This is a genomic window from Micromonospora matsumotoense (assembly GCF_050951065.1).
Classification (GTDB): Bacteria; Actinomycetota; Actinomycetes; order Mycobacteriales; family Micromonosporaceae; genus Micromonospora; species Micromonospora matsumotoensis.
Map to the genome: position 1 here is coordinate 1,105,919 of NZ_CP192025.1, position 19,643 is coordinate 1,125,561.

Consider the following 19,643-nt stretch of genomic DNA (forward strand, 5'->3'; position numbering starts at 1 on the left):
ACCAGTGACCATCGCGCCGTCGGAGCGCCTACGATGGTGCGAGACTGTCTAGGGGAGCGTTGATCCGTGTCGATTCTGGAAAGGGTCCTCCGCGCGGGCGAGGGCCGTATGGTGCGCCGGCTGAAGGCCATCGCCGCCGCCGTCAACTCGATCGAGGACGACTACGTCAACCTCACCGACGACGAGCTGAGGTCACTGACTGATCAGTACCGGGAGCGGCTCGCCGATGGTGAGACCCTCGACGACCTGCTGCCCGAGGCGTTCGCCACCGTGCGCGAGGCGTCCGCCCGGGTGCTCGGCCAGCGGCCGTACGACGTCCAGGTGATGGGCGGCGCGGCGCTGCACTTCGGCAACATCGCCGAGATGAAGACCGGTGAGGGCAAGACGCTGACCTCGGTCATGGCGGTCTACCTCAACGCGCTCTCCGGCAAGGGCGTGCACGTGGTCACCGTCAACGACTACCTGGCCCAGCGCGACGCCGCGTGGATGGGCCAGGTGCACGAGTTCCTCGGCCTGACCGTCGGCGTGGTGCTGCCCAACCGGCCGGCCGTCGAACACAAGGCCGCCTACGAGTGCGACATCACCTACGGCACCAACAACGAGTTCGGCTTCGACTACCTGCGCGACAACATGGCCTGGTCCCACGAGGAGTTGGTCCAGCGGGGGCACAACTTCGCCGTGGTCGACGAGGTCGACTCGATCCTGATCGACGAGGCCCGGACCCCGCTGATCATCTCCGGCCCGGCCGAGCACTCCGCCCGCTGGTACGGCGAGTTCGCCGGGGTGGTGGCCCGCCTCCAGTCCGGCAAGGACGGCGAGGGCGACTACGAGGTCGACTACGCCAAGCGCACCATCGCGGTCACCGAGCGCGGCGTGGCCAAGGTCGAGGACCGGCTCGGCATCGACAACCTCTACGAGTCGGTGAACACCCCGCTGGTCGGTTACCTCAACAACGCGATCAAGGCCAAGGAGCTCTACAAGCGCGACAAGGACTACATCGTCAGCGACGGCGAGGTCCTGATCGTCGACGAGTTCACCGGGCGCATCCTGCACGGCCGCCGCTACAACGAGGGCATGCACCAGGCGATCGAGGCCAAGGAGGGGGTGGAGATCAAGCAGGAGAACCAGACCCTGGCCACCATTACCCTCCAGAACTACTTCCGCCTCTACGAGAAGCTCTCCGGCATGACCGGTACCGCCCAGACCGAGGCGGGCGAGTTCAACAAGGTCTACAAGGTCGGCGTGGTGTCCATCCCCACGCACCGGCCGATGGTCCGGATGGACAAGGCCGACGTCATCTACAAGACCGAGAAGGCCAAGTTCAACGCGGTCATCGAGGACATCGCCGAGCGGCACCAGGCCGGCCAGCCGGTGCTGGTCGGCACCGTCTCGGTGGAAAACTCCGAGATCCTCTCCACGCTGCTGCGCCGCCGGGGCATCCCGCACTCGGTGCTGAACGCGAAGTTCCACGCCCGAGAGGCCGAGATCGTCGCGCAGGCCGGCCGCAAGGGCGCGGTCACCGTCGCCACCAACATGGCCGGCCGCGGCACCGACATCCTGCTCGGCGGCAACGCCGAGTTCCTCGCCGCCAGCGAGCTGCGCCAGCGCGGCCTCGACCCGGTCGAGCAGGAGGACGAGTACGGCAAGGCGATGGAGGAGGTCCTGCCCACCTGGAAGCAGGCGTGCGCGACCGAGGCCGAGGAGGTGGCCGCCGCCGGCGGCCTCTACGTCCTCGGCACCGAGCGGCACGAGTCCCGCCGGATCGACAACCAGCTGCGCGGTCGGGCCGGCCGGCAGGGTGACCCGGGCGAGTCCCGGTTCTACCTGTCGCTCCAGGACGAGCTGATGAAGCGGTTCCGGGCCGGCGCGGTCGAGGCCGTGATGGAGCGGTTCAACATCCCGGAGGACGTGCCCATTGAGTCGAAGATGGTCACCCGGCAGATCAAGAACGCCCAGGCCCAGATCGAGGGCCAGAACGCCGAGATCCGCAAGAACGTCCTGAAGTACGACGAGGTGCTCAACAAGCAGCGCCAGGTGATCTACGCCGAGCGGTTGCGCGTACTCAACGGCGAGGACCTCTCCGACCAGGTCCGCAACATGATCGACGACACCATCGGCGCGTACGTGGTGGGGGCCACCAGCGACGGCTACGCCGAGGACTGGGACCTCGACCAGCTCTGGACGAGCCTCAAGCAGCTCTACCCGGTGGGCATCACCGTCGAGGAGCTGGAGGAGGAGGTCGGCTCCCGGTCCGGCCTGGACCAGGACTTCCTGCTGGCCCGCCTCAAGGAGGACGCGAACGCCGCGTACGACCGGCGCGAGGAGAGCCTCGGTGAGGAGGCCACCCGCCAGCTTGAGCGGATGGTGCTGCTCCAGGTCATCGACCGTAAGTGGCGCGAGCACCTCTACGAGATGGACTACCTCCAGGAGGGCATCAGTCTCCGGGCGTACGCCCAGCGCGACCCGGTCATCGAGTACCAGCGCGAGGGCTTCGACATGTTCGCCACCATGATGGACGGCATCAAGGAGGAGACGGTCGGGTTCCTCTACAACCTGGAGGTGCAGGTCCAGGAGCCGGAGCCGGAGGCTGAGGAAGTCCAGCTGCTGGAGAAGCCGGTCGAGATCCGGGCCAAGGGCCTCAACCGTGCGCCGCAGCAGCAGGGGCTGCAATACTCCGCCCCCACCATCGACGGTGAGGCCGGCGCGGGCGCGGTGACCGTGGAGCGGCCCGAGCCTGCGCCGTCCGCCCCGGCACTCGGCATCGGGAGCGGGCAGCCGCAGCCCCCGTCGCAGACCCGGCCCGCCGCCGGCCCGCCGCGTCGTCCGGCCGCCGCAGGGGCGGGCGGTCAGGCCGCCGCGGCCAGCACCGCCCGGCGTACCACCGGCCCGGTCGACCGGGCCGAGGGTGGCCCGTCCCGCAACGCGCCCTGCCCGTGCGGCTCCGGCCGCAAGTACAAGCGCTGCCACGGCGCGCCCAACGGCGGCGCCTGATCCGAACCGCGAGGACGCCCGCCCGCTCAACTGAGCAGGCGGGCGTCCTCGCGTTTCTGAGCGGCCAGCGGGCAACCTACCGCCCGAACTGGCCGACTACCCGGCGTGGGTGCTTCGGGGTCAGATGACCTGGAGGGTGGTGCAGAGCCAGCTGCCTCGGCGCTGTTCCAGGCGGAGTGCCATGGCCCAGGTGCGGCCGCTGGCGGTGACCACCGCGGCCACCTCGACCGCCGCCGGGCGCGGCTCGTACACCCGCATCCGGCGCAGGTGGACGGCGGGCCGGGTGGAGCGCCGCCTCACCGGCGGGGTACGGGACGCGGCGCGGGCGAGTTGCTCGGTCACCTCGACGGTGCGCCCCGGCTCGACCAGTGCCCGGATCTGGCCGGGCGGCCGGTAACCGTTGAGGATCTCCAGGCAGGTGCCGACGAACCGGTGCGCCGCACGGGTCGCCTCGGGAGTGGCCGTGGCGGGCGGGGGCAGTGGTGGGGCGGCCGGGTGCCCGGGGTGGGGTCGGGGGTCGGGTCGCCGGCCGGCCGGACGGCCGATGGGTTGCTGTCCCGTGCCGAACAGATCGAGGGCGAGCTGACCGGGTGGCCGAGGCCAGAGATCCGGCACCTCGTCGACATAGGGCGGATCGGCGATGGGGGCGGGGCGCAACCGGATCGGCGGTCGGGTCGGCCCCGGACGGCGGGAGTCGGCCATCGTCGCACCCTCAATCCCTACGTTTGCCTTCGTTTGCTTCCGACAGCTTCGATTGTCGGACATGGCAACGCCCAGGGTCAATGGCTCAGCGGGATGGTCCGGTCACTCCGGGTCGCGGTCGGTGAGCGGGTTGCCGCGTACCCACTCGGCGGTCTCGGCGTACTTGAACTGGATGTACTCCTCCAGCCGGGCGCGCTCGACCCGCCACTGCCCCCGTCCACCGATCTTGATGGCCGGGAGTTCACCGCTGCGTACCATGTGATAGACCTGCGAATCCGACACGTTCAGCTCGGTGGCCACGTCGGAGAGCAGGAGAAACCTCGGCTCCACGGAAACCCCTCAGCTTGGCGTCGTTGGGCTCAGTTTGCCACCGACAGCCTTCCCCGCCCAGCATCGGACCGTCCGGTCGATCCTGGCTGTCCGGTGACCGACCGTCTCCTGCCGGCCGCCCTGGGGAGGCCGGCGGTGTCGCCGGCCCGATCGCAGGCCGACGGGGTGTGCCGGGCTGATCCCGCCCGAAGCGGGGTCGTCGGGCCGGTGCGGCGGCTTCCAGCGGTGCGGTGCGCGGTGTATGACGGTCTCGGCGTCGGGTCCGCGCCGGCACCGCCGGTACGGCATGATCGGCTTTCGGGACGGCGGGGTCGTCACGAGCCGGGCGAACGGTGGGCCCCCGGGCCCCGGTGAACGCGGCTGACCAGGCGGCAGGGCAACGAGCGGGAGAGATGATGGTGGGCGACGAGGTGGTCCGGGTGTACGTGCCGGCGACCGTGCCGATGCTGGCCCTGCTGCGTGAGCAGGGACTGCCGGCCAGCGGTGGGCACGCGGTCACCCCGGCTCTGCGCGAGTGGTACGCCGAGGGCGACGAGGAGGAGCTGGAGTACGTCGCCTTCACCCGGGCCGCGCAGGACGCGCTGCAACTGCTGCGGGAGGACCCGGCCGCAGCTCGTCGTCGGGTGGTGGTCTCGGTGGACCTGCCCGCCGCAGCCGTCGGCCGGGGCGACGGCGAGTTGGGCTCCAGCATGGTGGAGCTGGATGGGCCGGTGCCGGCGTCGGCGGTGGCCGCGCTGCACGTGGACGGAGCCGAGGCGGTCGACGACGTGACCGCGGCCGTCGACGTGGTGCGCGAAGCGCTCGCCGGTGATCCGGACGCTCAGTTCACCGTCGACGGGGCCGAGGACCACGAGTTGGAGTGGTACGCCCCGTCCGAGTGGGAACTGCTGCTGCGTACCGCCTCCTGACCGTCCGGACCGGGGACGGCGGGGCGTTGGCCGCCGGCCCGGTCGGCTCGGGCAGTGGACGCCGGGACGGCCGGGCGTGGGACGCCGGGACGGCCGGGGGAGAGCAGGGACGGGCGGGTGGTGGCCGGTCAGTCCTCGACGGTCTCGGGGTCGTCGTCGCGGGGGGTCGGGCCGAGGGTGCGGCCGAAGAGGACGACCGAGGTCAACGCGCCCACGAAGAGCACCCAGATGCCGTTGTCGACCCGCGAGGTGCCCATGCTGGTCTGGGCCACCGCGTCCGCCTCGCTGAGCGCGCCGGCCAGGTCCAACAGGGTTCGGCCGCCGATCCGGATGATCACCTCGGCGAGCAGCAGGAGCAGGCCCGGCCCGGCCCCGGCCAGCAGGTAGGCGGGCCAGCGCGGCGCCGGTGCGTCAGGAGCGCGCCGGACGGCCCGGCGGCGGGCCCAGGTGAGGTAGCCGAAGGCGAGCAGGCCGGCCAGCAGCCCGCCGAGCAGCGACTCGGTGCGGGAGACCCACTTCGCGGCACCGACCAGCGACGCCTGGGAGTCGTCCGCGCCGAACAGGTCGAACAGCGGGTCGCGGGCCTGGCTGAACACCACCACGAAGAACAGGGTCCCGAGGGCGGCGGCGACCACCGCGCCGACCGGTGCCGGGGTACGCGCTCCGGCGATCGCCCCGCCGATGACGGCCGCCGCCGCGCTGGTGCCGGCGATGGTGTTGGTGGTGGCGTTGTCGGCGTACGTCAGGTTGATGGCCAGGGCGGTGCCCAGCCCGACCAGCATGCCGGCCCCGATCGCCGCCGCGAAGCGCAGCGTGGCACGGTCGCCGAGCCGGCGGGCGGCCAGCTCACTCGCGGCCAGCGCGACCGCCGCACCGGCGACCAACGCGGCGGAGATCACCCCGGGCAGGGCGAAGGCGGAGAGGGTGATCGCGGTGAGCCCGACCGCTGCCGAGTGGATCGCCTCCCGGGTGGACCACAGCATCGCGGCCAGCCAACCGAGCGCGAGCGCCGCCAACAGGGGCGTGACCGGGGCGTACCCCGTCCGCTCCGCCGGTGCGGTGTGGATCTCCTCGCCGACCTGCCCGGTGGTGGCCGACCGCTCCGCCTCCGCGTCGCGGTCGCGGTCCGTCTGTGCTTCGCGGTCGCCCTGCGCGGTGGGGTCCGTCTCCGTGTCGGGACCGTGCTCCGCCTCCGCCCCGGGACCCGCCTGCGCCTCGGGAGCGCGGTCCGCCTCGGTGCCGGGATCGGGATCGCGGGGTGTGCCGGGATCGAGACCGGGGTGGCGGTGGGGCCGGCCGACGGAGGCCGCCGTCGAATTGCCGGGCTGGTTGCTCATCGTCTCCCCTTCGACACCGCGCCGCCCCGGCACCGGGAGGGCCTTTCCATCGCTCGAACCAGCGTACGCGGGCGACCGGATGGCTCTGGCAGGCGACCGTCAGCGCCACCCTCCCTTGGCATTGCCATGATCGTCGGGGGTTCTCTGGTATGAATCGTCGCTGTTTCGGCGCTCTGGCCTCATGATCAACGGTGCGTGGCGGGCGGGGTGTAGTGACGTCGGGCCAGGCGTGGGAGAATTCCCGGAGGTCCCGCCGCCGCGCCAGGCACACCGCGCGGTGTCCGGCGTCCGGCCGTCCGGGTCGGTGCCCGCGGGTCCGATTTCGCCGCCGCTGTCGAGATCGCCCAGGAGCTGTGATGGACGCCGTGTTCTCCGTACCCGAGCCGCACAACGAGCCGGTACGCACCTACGAGCCGGGCAGCGCCGACCGGGAGCGGCTGCAACGGAGGCTGGCCGAGCTGGCCGCCGAGCGGATCGACCTGCCGATGACCATCGCCGGCGCGCAGCGGATGGCCGGCGGCGACCCGATCGACGTGGTGCAGCCGCACCGGCACGCGCACGTGCTCGGGGTCACCGGCCACGCCACCCACGACGACGCCCGCGCCGCCGTGCACGCCGCCAAGGACGCCGCGCCGATGTGGCGGGCGTTGCCGTTCGAGGAGCGGGCCGCGATCTTCCTGCGCACCGCCGAGCTGCTGGCCGGCCCGTGGCGGGACACCCTCAACGCGGCCACCATGCTCGGCCAGTCCAAGACCGCCGTCCAGGCGGAGATCGACGCGGCCTGCGAGTTCATCGACTTCCTCCGGTTCAACGTGCACTTCGCCCGCGAGCTGCTGGCGGCCCAGCCGAACTCGTCGCCCGGGGTCTGGAACCGGTTCGACCACCGCCCGCTGGAGGGCTTCGTCTACGCGGTGACCCCGTTCAACTTCACCGCGATCGCCGGCAACCTGCCGTCCGCGCCGGCCCTGCTCGGCAACACCGTGGTCTGGAAGCCGGGCCCCACCCAGCAGTTCGCGGCGCACTTCACCATGCGGCTGTTCGAGGCGGCCGGCCTGCCCCCCGGTGTGATCAACATGGTCACCGGGCGGGGCGAGGAGGTCTCCGACGTGGTGCTCGCCGACCCGGATCTGGCCGGCATCCACTTCACCGGCTCGACCAAGGTGTTCCAGTCGCTGTGGCGTACCGTCGGCGAGAACATCGCCTCCTACCGCGGCTACCCCCGGCTGGTCGGTGAGACCGGCGGCAAGGACTTCGTGGTCGCGCACACCAGCGCCGACGTCGACGCCCTGCACACCGCGCTGATCCGGGGCGCCTACGAGTACCAGGGCCAGAAGTGCTCGGCCGCCTCGCGGGCGTACGTCCCGCGGTCGCTCTGGGAGGGTGGGCTGCGGGACCGGCTGGCCGCCACCGCCGACTCGCTGACCTACGGCGACGTCACCGACTTCGCCAACTTCGGCGGCGCGGTGATCGACGGCCGGGCGTTCGCCCGGCACACCGCCGCGCTGGACCTGATCGCCGGGGACGACAGCTGCCGGGTGCTGGCCGGGGGCACCGCCGACGACTCGGTCGGGTGGTTCGTCCGGCCGACGCTGTTCGAGTGCGCCGACCTGGCGCACGAGACGTTCACCACCGAGTACTTCGGGCCGATCCTCGGCGTGCACGTCTTCGACGACGCCCGCTTCGACGACGTGGTCACCCAGGCCGAGTCGATCGCCCCGTACGCGCTGACCGGGTCGATCTTCGCCACCGACCGCCGGGTGGTCGACGCGGTGGCCGAGAAGATGCGGTACGCGGCCGGCAACTTCTACATCAACGACAAGCCGACCGGTGCGGTGGTCGGGCAGCAGCCCTTCGGCGGCGCCCGGGCCAGCGGCACCAACGACAAGGCCGGGTCGTGGCACAACCTGGTGCGTTGGATGTCGCCCCGGACCATCAAGGAGACGTTCGTCGCGCCGACCGACCACACGTACCCGCACATGGGGTGAAGCGGTGACGACCGACGGTGGCGGAGTTCCGCCGCCGCCGGCGCCACCGCCGCCCCACGGTGGTGCCCGACGCGACCCGGCCGGCGCGTCGGCCACCACCGGCCGGCGTGGCCCAGGTCACCGCAGGCGGGGCCGGTCGGGGCGGTCCTGGGAGCACTGTCGTCGGCCGACAGTGCACATTGGAAATCCTCCCGGGTGGCAAATCCGGAAATCCTGGACGCCGGGACGGCAAAGTGGCAGCTTAGAGGGCATGGCGGATTCCGGAGTCAACCCCACTGCGGCGGCCCTGTTGGGGTTGTTGCATGAGGGCCCGATGACAGGCGGCCAGCTGATGGCCGCCGCTGAGCGCCGACTGGCGCCGTACTGGTCTATGACACGCAGTCAGGTCTACCGTGAGTTGCCGGTGCTGGCGGAGCGTGGTTTCGTGCGGCTGGGCAAGCCCGGGCCGCGGATGAGTCAACCCTACGCGCTCACCGCCTCGGGGAAGCGGACCTTCTCCCGCTGGCTGGCGGAGAATCCCGGTCGGGACACCATCCGCAACCCGATCGCCCTGCGGATCGCGTTCGGCAACCTGCACTCGGCCAGCCAGCTCAAGAACCTCTACACCTCAGCCAACGAATACCACACCGAGGCCCTCGCGTACGTCCGGGAGCAGGTCAAGACCGCCAAGAAGGAGGGCGACGAGTACGACGCCAGCGCGCTGGAGTTCGCCGTCGCCTACCACAAGGCCGCGCTGTCCTGGCTCAAGACCGCCCCGGTCGGCTGATCATCCGCCCTGGTAGGTGGTGTGACGTGAGCGGACCGCCGCACGCACAGTACCCTTGTCTGTCGTGACCGCTGCCGATTACGCCGAACAACTGAAGGAACTCGACGCGACCCTACGCAACATCGAGTCGGTGCTCGACCTCGACCGCCTGCGGGGGGAGAAGGCCCGGCTGGAGGAGCAGGCGTCCGCGCCGGATCTCTGGGACGACCAGGCCAAGGCGCAGCAGGTGACCTCGCAGTTGTCGTACGTCAACGGCGAGATCAGCAAGCTGGGCAGCCTGCGGTCGGGGCTGGACGACGCCCGGGTGCTGCTGGAGCTGGCCGAGGACGAGGCCGACTCCGGGGTGCTGGGCGAGGTCGAGTCGGAGATCGCCGGGCTGACCAAGGCCATCCAGGAGATGGAGGTCCGCACCCTGCTCTCCGGCGAGTACGACTCCCGGGAGGCGCTGGTCGCCATCCGGGCGGGCGCCGGTGGGGTGGACGCGGCCGACTTCGCCGAGATGCTGCTGCGGATGTACCTGCGCTGGGCCGAGCGGCACGGCTACCCGACGGAGGTCTACGAGACCTCGTACGCCGAGGAGGCCGGCCTCAAGTCCGCCACCTTCACCGTCAAGGTCCCGTACGCCTACGGCACGCTCAGCGTCGAGTCGGGCACCCACCGGCTGGTCCGGATCAGCCCGTTCGACAACCAGGGTCGCCGGCAGACCAGCTTCGCCGGGGTGGAGGTGCTGCCGGTCACCGAGCAGACCGACCACATCGACATCCCGGAGAACGAGGTCCGGGTGGACGTCTACCGGTCGTCCGGGCCGGGTGGGCAGAGCGTCAACACCACCGACTCGGCGGTGCGGCTGACCCACATCCCCACCAACATCGTGGTGACCTGCCAGAACGAGAAGTCCCAGCTCCAGAACAAGGCCTCCGCGATGCGGGTGCTCCAGTCCCGGCTGCTGGAGCGCAAGCGGCAGGAGGAGGAGGCGAAGCTCGCCGGCCTGAAGACCGGCAGCACCAGCTCCTGGGGCGACCAGATGCGTTCGTACGTGCTGCACCCGTATCAGATGGTGAAGGATCTCCGAACCGAGCAGGAGACCGGCAATCCGTCCTCGGTCTTCGACGGGGAGTTGGACAGCTTCATCGAGGCGGGTATCCGCTGGCGCAAGCAGCAGCAGCTCGCCAACGACGCTGCGTGATCGATCGTGAACGGGGCGCGTCGTCGATCCCGGGTTGACCGGGCGAATCGATGACGCGCCCCGCATCGGCGGGGCGTGCCACTTGGCTCTGCGGTTACACCGCGTAGACTCACGACCCGTGATTCAGCTTGAGCAAGTGACGAAGACGTACCCGAAGGCGTCCCGGCCTTCGCTCGACAACGTGTCCGTCTCGATCGAGAAGGGCGAGTTCGTCTTCTTCATCGGGCCATCCGGCTCCGGCAAGTCCACGATCATCAAGATGCTGTTGCACGAGGTCGCCCCCAACAAGGGTCGGGTCGTCGTCAACGGCAAGGACGTCACCTCGATGCGTTCCTGGAAGCGACCCCACTTCCGGCGTTCCATCGGCTGCGTCTTCCAGGACTTCCGGCTGCTGCCGAACCGCACCGCCTACGAGAACGTGGCGTTCGCCCTGGAGGTGATCGGCAAGACCAAGGCGGTGGCCCGCCGGGTCGTGCCCGAGGTGCTGGAGTTGGTCGGGCTCGGTGGCAAGGAGCACCGGTACCCACACGAACTCTCCGGTGGTGAGCAGCAGCGGGTCGCGGTCGCGCGGGCGTTCGTGAACCGTCCGCTGATCCTGCTGGCGGACGAGCCGACCGGAAACCTGGACCCGGACACCTCGATCGAGATCATGCGTTTGCTGGACCGGATCAACCGCACCGGCACGACCGTCGTGATGGTCACCCACGACTCCAACATCGTGAACCAGATGCGCCGTCGTGTCGTCGAGATCGAAAGCGGCCGCATCGTGCGCGACCAGGCCCGCGGCGTCTACGGGTGAGCCGGCGCTCCACCCCTGCCGTACGACCTGACGACGAACACCTCACGCCGGAGAGCCGGAGGAACACCCGATGCGGATAAAGTACGTCCTGTCCGAGGTACTGGTCGGACTGTGGCGCAACGTCACGATGACGGTCGCGATGATCATCACGATGGCGGTCTCGCTGACCATGCTCGGCGCCAGTGGCCTGATGTACAAACAGGTCGGCGACATGAAGGACCTCTACTACAAGAACGTCGAAGTCTCGATCTTCCTGAAGACCGACGTCACCGAGCAGCAGCGCACCGACCTCGACGCCAAGTTGAAGGGCGACCCCCTGGTCAAGGAGGTCCTCTATGTCAACAAGGACGAGGCGTACAAGACGTTCAAGGAGATGTACCAGGACGCGCCCGACCTGGTGAACGTCGTGAAGCCCGACCTGCTCCCCGAGTCCTTCCGGCTGAAGTTGGTCAACCCGGAGCAGTACAAGAACATCTACGACCAGTACCAGGGCACCGAAGGGGTCGACGTGATCGTCGACCAGAGCCGGCTGCTGGACAAGATCTTCAACGTGCTCACCGCGATCCAGAACATCGCGCTGGCCGCCGCCGTGGTGATGGCCATCGCCGCGCTGCTGCTGGTGGCGAACACCATCCAGGTGGCCGCGTACAGCAAGCGGCGTGAGGTCGCGGTCATGAAGCTGGTCGGCGCGTCGAACTGGTTCATCCAGGCGCCGTTCGTGCTGGAGGCGGTGGTCGCCGGCCTGATCGGCTCGTTGCTGGGCCTGATCGCGCTGATCGGCGCCAAACAGCTGCTGTTCAGCGGCTCGTTGAAGGCGCTGGAGGGGCTGCTCTCCCCGATCCAGTGGTCGGACATCTTCCTGATGTTCCCGCTGATGGCCGGCGTGGGTGGCCTGATCAGCGCCGCCACCGCCTGGGTCACGCTCCGCTTCTACCTGCGGGTCTAGTCGCCGCAGGGGGTCGACGTGCGGGCCCTCCCGCGCCGGGAAGAAACGGCGCGGGAGGGCCCTTGTCGTTCGGGTAGCATGATCCCCGCTCACCGGCCGGACGGTCGGTGAGCGGACCCGGAAGGGGGTGCGCCGGATGCCACGGGAAAAGGGCCGCAAGGTGGTCGCCTCCAACAGGAAGGCCCGCCACGACTACGCCATCCTCGACACGTACGAGGCGGGCATGGCGTTGACCGGCACCGAGGTCAAGTCGCTGCGCGCCGGGCGGGCCTCACTGGTCGACGCCTTCGCCCAGGAGCGCGACGGCGAATTGTTCCTGCACGGCATGCACATCCCGGAGTACACCCAGGGCACCTGGACCAACCACGAGCCCCGGCGTACCCGCAAACTGCTGCTGAAGCGGTTGGAGATCGACCGGCTGGTCGGCAAGACCCGCGAGGGCGGCCTGACCATGGTCCCGTTGCAGGTCTACTTCTCCGACGGCTGGGCCAAGGTGGAGATCGCCCTGGCCAAGGGCAAGAAGTCGTACGACAAGCGGCAGGACCTCGCCAAGCGGGACGCCGACCGGGAGATCGCCCGGGTGTCGGGCCGGCGCGGCAAGGGAATGGACGACTGAGTCGTCCTTTTTGTCCGGCTCGACGCGCCGGCCAGGGGCTCGGGATGAAACCCGTTGCGGTAGGCGTTAGTCTGGACAGTGCCGCCACATCGGCGGCCCGTCGAGGGGGTGACTGGTTTCGACTTCGTACGCAGCGACAGGGGAAGCGAGCCGAGGAAGCCGACGTCGTCTCGAGAATCGGTCGTCGGAAACTTATAAGCGCCAAGCAAAATCGCGCTGACTTCGCTCTCGCCGCCTGAGGCGAGTAGCTGAGTCTGTCGGCCTGGGAACGCCTTCGTCCCAATAGCCGGCATCAGTTAGAGGGCTGGCCAATCGGACCCGGTCGCGGGGTCCGTGCGGCGAGATTAATCAGCGACTGGGCCCGTCACACCAACTCGCTCGCGTGAGCGGTGGGGCCGAGTAGAGGCATAGCGAGCTGCGCTCGGAGAAGCCCTGACAAACCGGCGAAGGACCCGGGTTCGATTCCCGGCACCTCCACCCCACGATGCGCCCCGGTCCCCAAGGACCGGGGCGCATCACCGTTTCTCCCTCTGACACCCGCCCCGCGCGCCCTGCCCCGCCCGCGCCCGCGCGCCGTCTCGCCTCCGCGCGTCTCGCCTCCGCGCGTCTCGCCCCGTTGATCAAGAGGTTTGCGCCATCTGGGGCGATCAACTTGACCTAAACCTCTTGATCAACGAGGTGGGGCGGGGCAGGGCAGGGCTGGAGGCGGCGTGCGGGGCGGGGCGTGCGGGGCGGGGGTGGGACGTGGCCGGGTGGGGGTGGAGGGAACCGGGGGAGGGGGTGGGGCGTCTCAGGGGTATGCGGCGACTTGTTGTGGTGGGGTTGGGACTTCTGATGGTGGGGGTGGGTGGGTGTGCGCCGGCCGGGTCTGCGCCCGGTGGGTCGGCCGGTGGTGATCCGGGGCGGCATCGGGAGGCGTTCGACGAGCGGGCTGCCGAGGTGGCGGGGGCGTGGCGGCCCGGGTCCGACTGGTCGGGCGGGTACCTGCCGTTGCAGGACGCCACGGTGCTCCCCGGGCAACCCGGCTTCACCGCCGACACCGAGGCGGCCTTCCGTTCCGGCTGGTACCGGGACCAGATCCCGCTGCCGACCAAGGTGCCCGCCGACGCGGCGATCCGCTTCCCGGACGGCGCTCTGACCGTCCCGCTGATCAGCGCGGCGGAGGCGTACCGGCAACTGGACCAGGGGGACCCACCGCCGTGCGAGGGGCGGCCCCGGGTGCCGCAGGCGCCCAGCCCGACCGACGCCACCAGGCCGGACGATTCGGTCGCCACCCAGGCGGCCACCGCCTGTATCCCGCTCACCGTCACGGGCGTGACCCTCGGCACGGCCGAGGTGCGCACCAGCCGGGGAGTCGCCGCGGTGCCGGCCTGGTTGTTCACCGTGGCCGAGTTGACCACTCCGGTGGCCCGGCTGGCGGTGGCACCCCGGGCGGTCACCGCCGTGCCCGAGCCGACCGCCCCGCCCCGCACCCTTCCGGCAGGCGTGGCCGGTGCCGATCGGCTCCGCCGGGTCGAGGGCACCCGGTTGACGTACACGGTCAGCCTGGGGGCCTGCGACAGCGGCCCCACCGCACTCGTGCGGGAGAGCGACGACGTGGTGGTGGTCGGCGGCGGGGTGGTCCAGGGCACCGGCGAGTGCATCGCGCTCGCGGTGCTCAAGCCGGTCACGGTGACGTTGACGGCCCCACTCGGCGCCCGCCCGGTCCTCGACGTCGGCACCGGCCGGGTCCTCACCCTTGCCACCCCCTGACACGCCCACCCCCGCATCCCCTCCCCGGGGGCTCCCGGAAGGACGGTGCTGCTGGCCGTTGATCAAGAGGTTTGCGTCATCTCGCGCGATCAACTTGACGCAAACCTCTTGATCAACGGGGCTGGGCGCGGGGTGGGAGGGGGCGGGGGACGGGAGGGGGTAAGAGGGGTGGGAGGGGTGGGGGTGGGGGTTAGAGGAGGGTGGGGATGGCGGTGCTGATGGGGGCGGCCAGTACGGTCGGTCTGTCGGCACGCAGCGCCTCGGCCAGCGCGTCGGCCAGGTCGGGCAGGGTGTCGATGACCCGGGTGGCGCAGCCGTAGCCGTGGGCGACGGCGGTGAGGTCCAGGCCCGGCAGGTCCAGGCCGGGTACGCCGGGGGTGGACTTCAGCTCGGCGAACGCCTTGAGGATGGCGTACTGCTGGTTCACCGGGACCAGCACGACCACCGGCAGCCGTAGCCGCGCGGCGGTCCACAGTGCCTGCACCGAGTAGTGGAAGGAGCCGTCCCCGATCACCGCGACCACCGGCCGGCCCCGCCCGGTGTCCCGTTCGGCGAGGGCGATGCCGACGGCGGCCGGCAGCCCGTAGCCGAGCCCGCCGCTGGCCATGGTGAAGTACGACGCCGGGCGGGTCACCGGGAGCCGGCGACGCAGCGCCGCCAGGTTGGACGGCGATTCCTGCACCAGCACCCCGTCGGTGGGCCAGCAGGCGGCCAGGGCGGCGAAGAGCGCGTCCGCGTCGGGCGGGTCACCGGGCTCCGGGGGCGGCGGTGTCGGGCGGGGCGCGGGCGGGGGCCGGTCGGCCGCCGGCAGCAGGTCCAGCAGCGCGGCCAGGGTCAGCCCGGCGTCACCGAGCAGGCTGTCGCCCACCGGGGCGCGGGCCGCCTCGTCCGCGTCGTCGGTGACGTGCAGCAGCCGTGCCCCGGGTGGCAGGTGGTCGCCGGGCACGTGGGGGTAGTAGCGGAACACCGGCGCGCCGACCACCAGCACCACGTCGTGCCCGGTGAGCTTCTCGGCCAGCGGGGCGATCGCGTACGGCAGCACCCCCCGGTAGTGCGGGTGGTGCTCCGGGAAGGCGGCCCGCTCCGGTGCCGGCGCGGACCAGACCGGTGCGGCGAGCCGCTCCGCCACCGCGGCCGCCAGCGGCCAGGCCGTGGCCCGGTCCACTGCCGCGCCGAGCACCAGCACCGGGTTCCGGCTGGCGGTCAGCAACGCGGCGAACTCCCGCAGCCGACGGGGGTCGGGGGCGAACCGGGTGGCCACCGTCCGCACCTGCGGCGGTGGGTCCGCCGGTTGCTGCCAGTCGTCCAGCGGCAGGGAGAGATAGACCGGGCCGCTCGGTGGTTGCGCCGCCGTGGCGTACGCCCGCATGAACGCCGCCGGTACGTCCTGCGCCCGCGCCGGCTCGTGGCTCCACTTCACGTACGGCTGGGGCAGCTCCGTCGGTTGGCGGCTGGCCAGCCGGGGCTCCATCAGCAGCATCTCCCGGCTCTGCTGCCCGGCGGAGACGATCAGCGGGGTCCGGTTGTGCCAGGCGGTGACGAGGTTGCCCATGCCGTTGCCGGTGCCCGGGGCGGTGTGCAGGTTGACGTGCGCCGGTCGGCCGGTGGCCTGGGCGTACCCGTCGGCCATCGCCACCGCCGACGCCTCGTGCAGGGCGTGCACGTAGTGGAAGTCGGCCGGGAAGTCCTGGAGGAACGGCTCCTCGGTCGAACCGGGGTTGCCGAAGATCGTCGTCAGGCCGAGGGCGCGGAGCAGGTCGTAGGTGGTCTCCCGGACGGTCGCCATCGCCCCCGCCTCCGTGTCCCCGGCCCGTGCCGCTGCCCGCCGGGACCCGGTGATCCGGCCCCCGACCTGCCGAATCTATCGGGCAGGAGGGGACGGTTCGGTCACTTTGCCGCCGATCTCCTCCAGGGCCGTGCCCGGCGGTAGCGGTGCGGCCACTGTGACCGGTGGGAGCGGGGGTGGCGCTGCCCGGTGCCGTGGCGATGGGATGGGGGCAGTGGCGGTGGGTCGACGGCGGTGGTGCGGTCGCGGTGCGCTGGGTGGTGCGGGCCGGCTCAGGGGAGCGGGAACGGGGTCCTGATGCCGTCCAGCGCGTGCCCACAGGGACAGTCGCGGTCGGCGGGCAGGGCGGCCACCGCGTCCAGCAGTACGCCGCGCAGCCGGTCGGTGTTCTCCCCGAAGACCCGGAAGACCTCCTCCTGGGTGACCGAGTCACCCGCCTCCACCCCGGCGTCCAGGTCGGTGACCAGGGCGATGGAGGTGTAGCAGAGGGCCAGTTCGCGGGCGAGCACGGCCTCCGGGTGGCCGGTCATGTTCACCACCGTGCCGCCCATCGAGGCGTACCAGCGAGATTCCGCACGGGTGGAGAAGCGGGGGCCCTCGACCACCACCACCGTGCCGCCGTCGACCGCCGGCACGTCCCGCCCGGCCGCCGCGCCGAGCAGCGTACGCCGCCCCACCGGGCAGTACGGGTCACCGAACGCGACGTGCACCGCGCCCTGGTCGTAGTAGGTCTGCACCCGGCCACTGGTGCGGTCGATCAGCTGGTCAGGCACCACGAACGTGCCGGGACCCAGCTCGGGGCGGAGCCCGCCGACGGCACACGGGGCGAGCACCTGGCGGACCCCCAGGGACCGCAGCGCCCACAGGTTCGCCCGGTACGGGATCAGGTGCGGCGGGTGGCGGTGATCACGCCCGTGCCGGGGCAGGAACGCCACCGGCCGACCGCCCACCGAGGCGATCGTGAGCACGTCCGAAGGGTCGCCGTACGGGGTCTCCACCTGGTGTTCTGTCGCGTCGTCGAGCAGCGCGTACAGCCCCGAACCGCCGATCACCGCGATGTCCGCCGTTGGACCCATGGACCCTCCCTCGACCGCCCTCGATCACCTGTCGGTCAGACCTTAGCCACCGCACCGGGTGCAGGCTATGGTGCCAGACATGGCGGTGACAGCACGGTTGGTCGGTGGTGCCCGGTTGTCGGACCCGGTGCGCGGCTGACGATGTCCGAGACGCAGGGGGAGGGACCGGCGATCAGCGGTCGTGCCGTGGAGTCGATGACCGGGCGGCTGCTGGTCGCGACACCGGCGCTCAAGGACCCGAACTTCGATCGTACGGTGGTGCTGCTGGTCGCCCACGAGGCCAACGGGGCGCTCGGGGTGGTGCTCAACCGGGCCACCGAGGTCGCCGTCGCGGACGTCCTCGGTGAGTGGAGCGGCCTCGCCCGCCATCCGGCGGTGCTCTTCGAGGGCGGCCCGGTGCAGCCGGAGTCGGCGATCTGCCTGGCCCGGATGCGCCACCCGATGCGCCGGCTGAAGGGTTTCCAGCCGATCTCCGGCGCGGTCGGCACCGTCGACCTGTCGGCAGACCCGGAGCGGATGCGGGACAGCATCGGCGGCATCCGGGTCTTCGCCGGCTACTCCGGCTGGGGCTCCGGGCAGTTGGAGCAGGAGATCGAGGACGGGTCCTGGTTCGTGCTCGACGCGCTGCCCGGAGACGCGTTCGTCGACCGTCCGGACGACCTCTGGCCGATGGTGCTGCGCCGGCAGGGCGGCATGATGGCCGCGGTCGCGCACTTCCCGCCGGACGTGGCGTTGAACTGATTCCCCGGGTCCTCCCGGAGCCGGTCCGGGGGTACCCCCGTGAGATGACCATGACGGGCGTCGTGTGTATAGTTCTCTCCGTGCCCGGGCGACCGGGACACACCGCAAGGGGCCGTGGCGCAGCTGGTAGCGCACCACACTGGCAGTGTGGGGGTCAGGGGTTCGAGTCCCCTCGGCTCCACCCTTGAAATGGTGGGTCAGCGACCTGGTCGAGTAATCATCGACCAGGTCGCTGATTCGTTCTCCGCCCCGGCGTGCTCACGACAACCTCGCCGTCGATGATGGCCCGGGTGACCCGGACCATCACGGTTCCCGCCTCCAGGTGGTCGACGTCTCGCCTGCGCGCAGTCCGAGCGCCTCACCATGGCGCAGGCCGTAGAGGCTGCGGCAGCGCGGCCCGGGATCAGCCGCGCGGTTGAGGGCCGGTTCAACGACGACGAGGCGACGGCTCGTGACAACCGTGCATGGCGCTCCTGGACGCCTGGCAGCCGGGTCGCCGGCGCTGGGTCACCGTTCCCGACCAGGGCCCGTTGCTACTTGTCATCCTCGTCCGCATGACTACGGATCACGGCTACCGGACAAGGGGAGCCGGCTACGCATTGAGTCGACACCGAGCCCATCAGAAGTCCCTTCCAACCCCCGTACCCGCGCGACCCGACGACCACCAGATCCGCGTCGTCGGCGGCCGCCAGCAGCGCCGGGGCGGGGGAACCTTCGACCAGCCGGATCTCGACGTCAGTACGCATGGGATCGACTGCACCACGTCGCATGCTGTCCTGCAGCGTCTCCGCTGCCTGGACGGCGATCTCGTCGACAGCCTCCTGCTGGAGGCCCCCCGGACCTCCTGCGAATCCGAGATAAGGCGGGGACCAGGCATGTACGACCTGCAACGAAGCATGACGCCGGCGGGCCTCGTCATCGGCGAACCGCAATGCACGTACCGACAGGGGTGATCCGTCGACCCCGACGACCACGCGGCCCGCTTCGGGCCTCGGCTCCGGCCGGGGGACGACGATCACCGTGCCGGTCGCGTACTGGACACAGCCCTGGCTGACGGAGCCGAACAGTGAGCCGGTGGCGCTGCCGCGTCCGCGCGAACCCACGACAAGGAGGGAATCGCTGCCTGCCGCACGGGTCAGTTCCCTGATCGGGTGGCCGTAGATGACGTGCGAGGTCGTCGCGACGTTCGCCGCGCCCTCTCGTGCGACTACCGCATCCACGCTGGACGTGACGTCCCGAAGGAGACCGGCCCTGAGGTCGGCCACGGAGTGCAGCGCCGCGAGCCGCTCGACCTCCAGGGGCGCGCCGCTCGGTTGCCAGACGTTGATCGCCCGCACGGGCAGATCTCGTATGCGGCCTTCCTCGAGCGCCCAGACCAGTGCACGGTCGGATCCCATCGAACCGTCGACGCCAACCACCACGCTGGTGAGGGGCACGCGCACCGCCTTCAATCGGTGGTCAATCGTCGGGGAACGGCTGGTCGTAGCCGGGCCGCCGGACAGGTGACCGTCTGCGGCTCCACCGGCAGCCGCGCTGGAAGGACAGTATCTCGATCCGTCTCCCCGACGTAACACGATCTCCGATCCGCGAGGAGCGTGCTTCGGGCCGGAGCTGCCGCGAGGTGGCACTATCGTGAGAACCAGGTCCGGCAGCCCGCGCCGTACGAAGCGGTCCCCTCGGAGGGAAGTTCACGTGTCTTCAGACGGACAACCCGCCCTGGAG

The 19,643-nt window shown here is 70.9% G+C and carries 16 protein-coding genes, 1 tRNA gene and 1 other RNA gene; 12 read left to right on the forward strand and 6 right to left on the reverse strand.

Annotated elements, in window-relative coordinates:
• Window positions 1-66: 66 nt before the first annotated feature.
• Window positions 67-2,991, forward strand: a complete 2,925-nt coding sequence (gene secA, locus ACQP1S_RS05250; protein ID WP_432903596.1) for a preprotein translocase subunit SecA — start codon at window positions 67-69, stop codon at window positions 2,989-2,991.
• A 120-nt stretch (window positions 2,992-3,111) separates the two neighbouring features.
• Here secA and ACQP1S_RS05255 read toward each other — a convergent pair whose 3' ends face one another.
• Window positions 3,112-3,693: an Rv3235 family protein gene (locus ACQP1S_RS05255; RefSeq protein ID WP_432903599.1), complete on the reverse strand. Its 582-nt coding sequence runs from the start codon at window positions 3,691-3,693 to the stop codon at window positions 3,112-3,114.
• Between the two features lie 102 nt (window positions 3,694-3,795).
• Window positions 3,796-4,023 carry a helix-turn-helix domain-containing protein gene (locus tag ACQP1S_RS05260; protein ID WP_091248481.1) on the reverse strand — a complete coding sequence of 76 codons (228 nt, stop codon included), beginning with the start codon at window positions 4,021-4,023 and terminating at the stop codon, window positions 3,796-3,798.
• 398 nt (window positions 4,024-4,421) lie between these two features.
• On the opposite strand from ACQP1S_RS05260, the gene ACQP1S_RS05265 reads away from it, so the two are divergent.
• Complete coding sequence (locus ACQP1S_RS05265; RefSeq protein WP_432907821.1) at window positions 4,422-4,931, forward strand: DUF6912 family protein; 510 nt, start codon at window positions 4,422-4,424, stop codon at window positions 4,929-4,931.
• A gap of 128 nt (window positions 4,932-5,059) precedes the next feature.
• On the opposite strand, the gene ACQP1S_RS05270 is transcribed toward ACQP1S_RS05265, so the two are convergent.
• Window positions 5,060-6,268, reverse strand: a complete 1,209-nt coding sequence (locus tag ACQP1S_RS05270; RefSeq protein ID WP_432903602.1) for a hypothetical protein — start codon at window positions 6,266-6,268, stop codon at window positions 5,060-5,062.
• 356 nt (window positions 6,269-6,624) lie between these two features.
• On the opposite strand from ACQP1S_RS05270, the gene pruA reads away from it, so the two are divergent.
• The 8 genes from pruA (at window position 6,625) to ACQP1S_RS05310 (ending at window position 14,318) form a co-directional block, all read left to right on the forward strand.
• Window positions 6,625-8,253: an L-glutamate gamma-semialdehyde dehydrogenase gene (pruA, locus tag ACQP1S_RS05275; protein ID WP_432903605.1), complete on the forward strand. Its 1,629-nt coding sequence runs from the start codon at window positions 6,625-6,627 to the stop codon at window positions 8,251-8,253.
• Window positions 8,254-8,503: 250 nt separating this feature from the next.
• Window positions 8,504-9,019 carry a PadR family transcriptional regulator gene (locus tag ACQP1S_RS05280; protein WP_432903607.1) on the forward strand — a complete coding sequence of 172 codons (516 nt, stop codon included), beginning with the start codon at window positions 8,504-8,506 and terminating at the stop codon, window positions 9,017-9,019.
• Window positions 9,020-9,083: 64 nt separating this feature from the next.
• The gene (gene prfB / locus ACQP1S_RS05285; RefSeq protein ID WP_432903610.1) at window positions 9,084-10,205 is read left to right on the forward strand and encodes a peptide chain release factor 2; all 1,122 of its coding nucleotides are present in this window, start codon (window positions 9,084-9,086) and stop codon (window positions 10,203-10,205) included.
• A 118-nt stretch (window positions 10,206-10,323) separates the two neighbouring features.
• Entirely contained in the window at window positions 10,324-11,004 is a 681-nt protein-coding gene (gene ftsE, locus ACQP1S_RS05290) for a cell division ATP-binding protein FtsE (protein ID WP_030331491.1), read from the forward strand.
• A gap of 70 nt (window positions 11,005-11,074) precedes the next feature.
• The gene (gene ftsX, locus ACQP1S_RS05295; RefSeq protein WP_091248498.1) at window positions 11,075-11,950 is read left to right on the forward strand and encodes a permease-like cell division protein FtsX; all 876 of its coding nucleotides are present in this window, start codon (window positions 11,075-11,077) and stop codon (window positions 11,948-11,950) included.
• 136 nt (window positions 11,951-12,086) lie between these two features.
• A complete protein-coding gene (gene smpB, locus ACQP1S_RS05300) occupies window positions 12,087-12,566 on the forward strand; it encodes an SsrA-binding protein SmpB (protein WP_091248501.1) in 480 nt (159 codons plus the stop codon).
• 104 nt (window positions 12,567-12,670) lie between these two features.
• Window positions 12,671-13,046: a transfer-messenger RNA gene (gene ssrA / locus ACQP1S_RS05305) on the forward strand.
• A gap of 318 nt (window positions 13,047-13,364) precedes the next feature.
• Window positions 13,365-14,318, forward strand: coding sequence for a hypothetical protein (locus tag ACQP1S_RS05310; protein ID WP_432903615.1), 954 nt, complete (start codon window positions 13,365-13,367; stop codon window positions 14,316-14,318).
• A 190-nt stretch (window positions 14,319-14,508) separates the two neighbouring features.
• Here the strand turns inward: ACQP1S_RS05310 and mdlC are convergent, their stop codons facing one another.
• Together mdlC and ACQP1S_RS05320 are read right to left on the reverse strand one after the other, a co-directional pair.
• A complete protein-coding gene (gene mdlC / locus ACQP1S_RS05315; RefSeq protein WP_432903618.1) occupies window positions 14,509-16,104 on the reverse strand; it encodes a benzoylformate decarboxylase in 1,596 nt (531 codons plus the stop codon).
• Window positions 16,105-16,376: 272 nt separating this feature from the next.
• On the reverse strand, window positions 16,377-17,180 hold the full coding sequence (locus ACQP1S_RS05320) for an S-methyl-5'-thioadenosine phosphorylase (RefSeq protein ID WP_091248511.1): 804 nt from the start codon (window positions 17,178-17,180) through the stop codon (window positions 16,377-16,379).
• A 141-nt stretch (window positions 17,181-17,321) separates the two neighbouring features.
• On the opposite strand from ACQP1S_RS05320, the gene ACQP1S_RS05325 reads away from it, so the two are divergent.
• Window positions 17,322-17,921: a YqgE/AlgH family protein gene (locus ACQP1S_RS05325; protein ID WP_091248515.1), complete on the forward strand. Its 600-nt coding sequence runs from the start codon at window positions 17,322-17,324 to the stop codon at window positions 17,919-17,921.
• 108 nt (window positions 17,922-18,029) lie between these two features.
• Window positions 18,030-18,102: transfer RNA gene (locus tag ACQP1S_RS05330), tRNA-Ala, on the forward strand.
• A 352-nt stretch (window positions 18,103-18,454) separates the two neighbouring features.
• Here the strand turns inward: ACQP1S_RS05330 and ACQP1S_RS05335 are convergent.
• Window positions 18,455-19,357 (reverse strand): universal stress protein, encoded by a 903-nt coding sequence (locus ACQP1S_RS05335; protein ID WP_432903621.1) that lies wholly within the window; start codon window positions 19,355-19,357, stop codon window positions 18,455-18,457.
• Window positions 19,358-19,643 lie beyond the last annotated feature (286 nt).

Bases quoted from the DNA above. Each gene is read 5' to 3' on its own strand.
- ACQP1S_RS05255 (WP_432903599.1), bottom strand. From the start codon at position 3,693: ATGGCCGACTCCCGCCGTCCGGGGCCGACCCGACCGCCGATCCGGTTG.
- ACQP1S_RS05270 (WP_432903602.1), bottom strand. From the start codon at position 6,268: ATGAGCAACCAGCCCGGCAATTCGACGGCGGCCTCCGTCGGCCGGCCC.
- pruA (WP_432903605.1), top strand. From the start codon at position 6,625: ATGGACGCCGTGTTCTCCGTACCCGAGCCGCACAACGAGCCGGTACGC.
- ACQP1S_RS05280 (WP_432903607.1), top strand. From the start codon at position 8,504: ATGGCGGATTCCGGAGTCAACCCCACTGCGGCGGCCCTGTTGGGGTTG.
- ftsX (WP_091248498.1), top strand. From the start codon at position 11,075: ATGCGGATAAAGTACGTCCTGTCCGAGGTACTGGTCGGACTGTGGCGC.
- smpB (WP_091248501.1), top strand. From the start codon at position 12,087: ATGCCACGGGAAAAGGGCCGCAAGGTGGTCGCCTCCAACAGGAAGGCC.
- ACQP1S_RS05310 (WP_432903615.1), top strand. From the start codon at position 13,365: ATGCGGCGACTTGTTGTGGTGGGGTTGGGACTTCTGATGGTGGGGGTG.
- mdlC (WP_432903618.1), bottom strand. From the start codon at position 16,104: ATGGCGACCGTCCGGGAGACCACCTACGACCTGCTCCGCGCCCTCGGC.
- ACQP1S_RS05320 (WP_091248511.1), bottom strand. From the start codon at position 17,180: ATGGGTCCAACGGCGGACATCGCGGTGATCGGCGGTTCGGGGCTGTAC.
- ACQP1S_RS05325 (WP_091248515.1), top strand. From the start codon at position 17,322: ATGTCCGAGACGCAGGGGGAGGGACCGGCGATCAGCGGTCGTGCCGTG.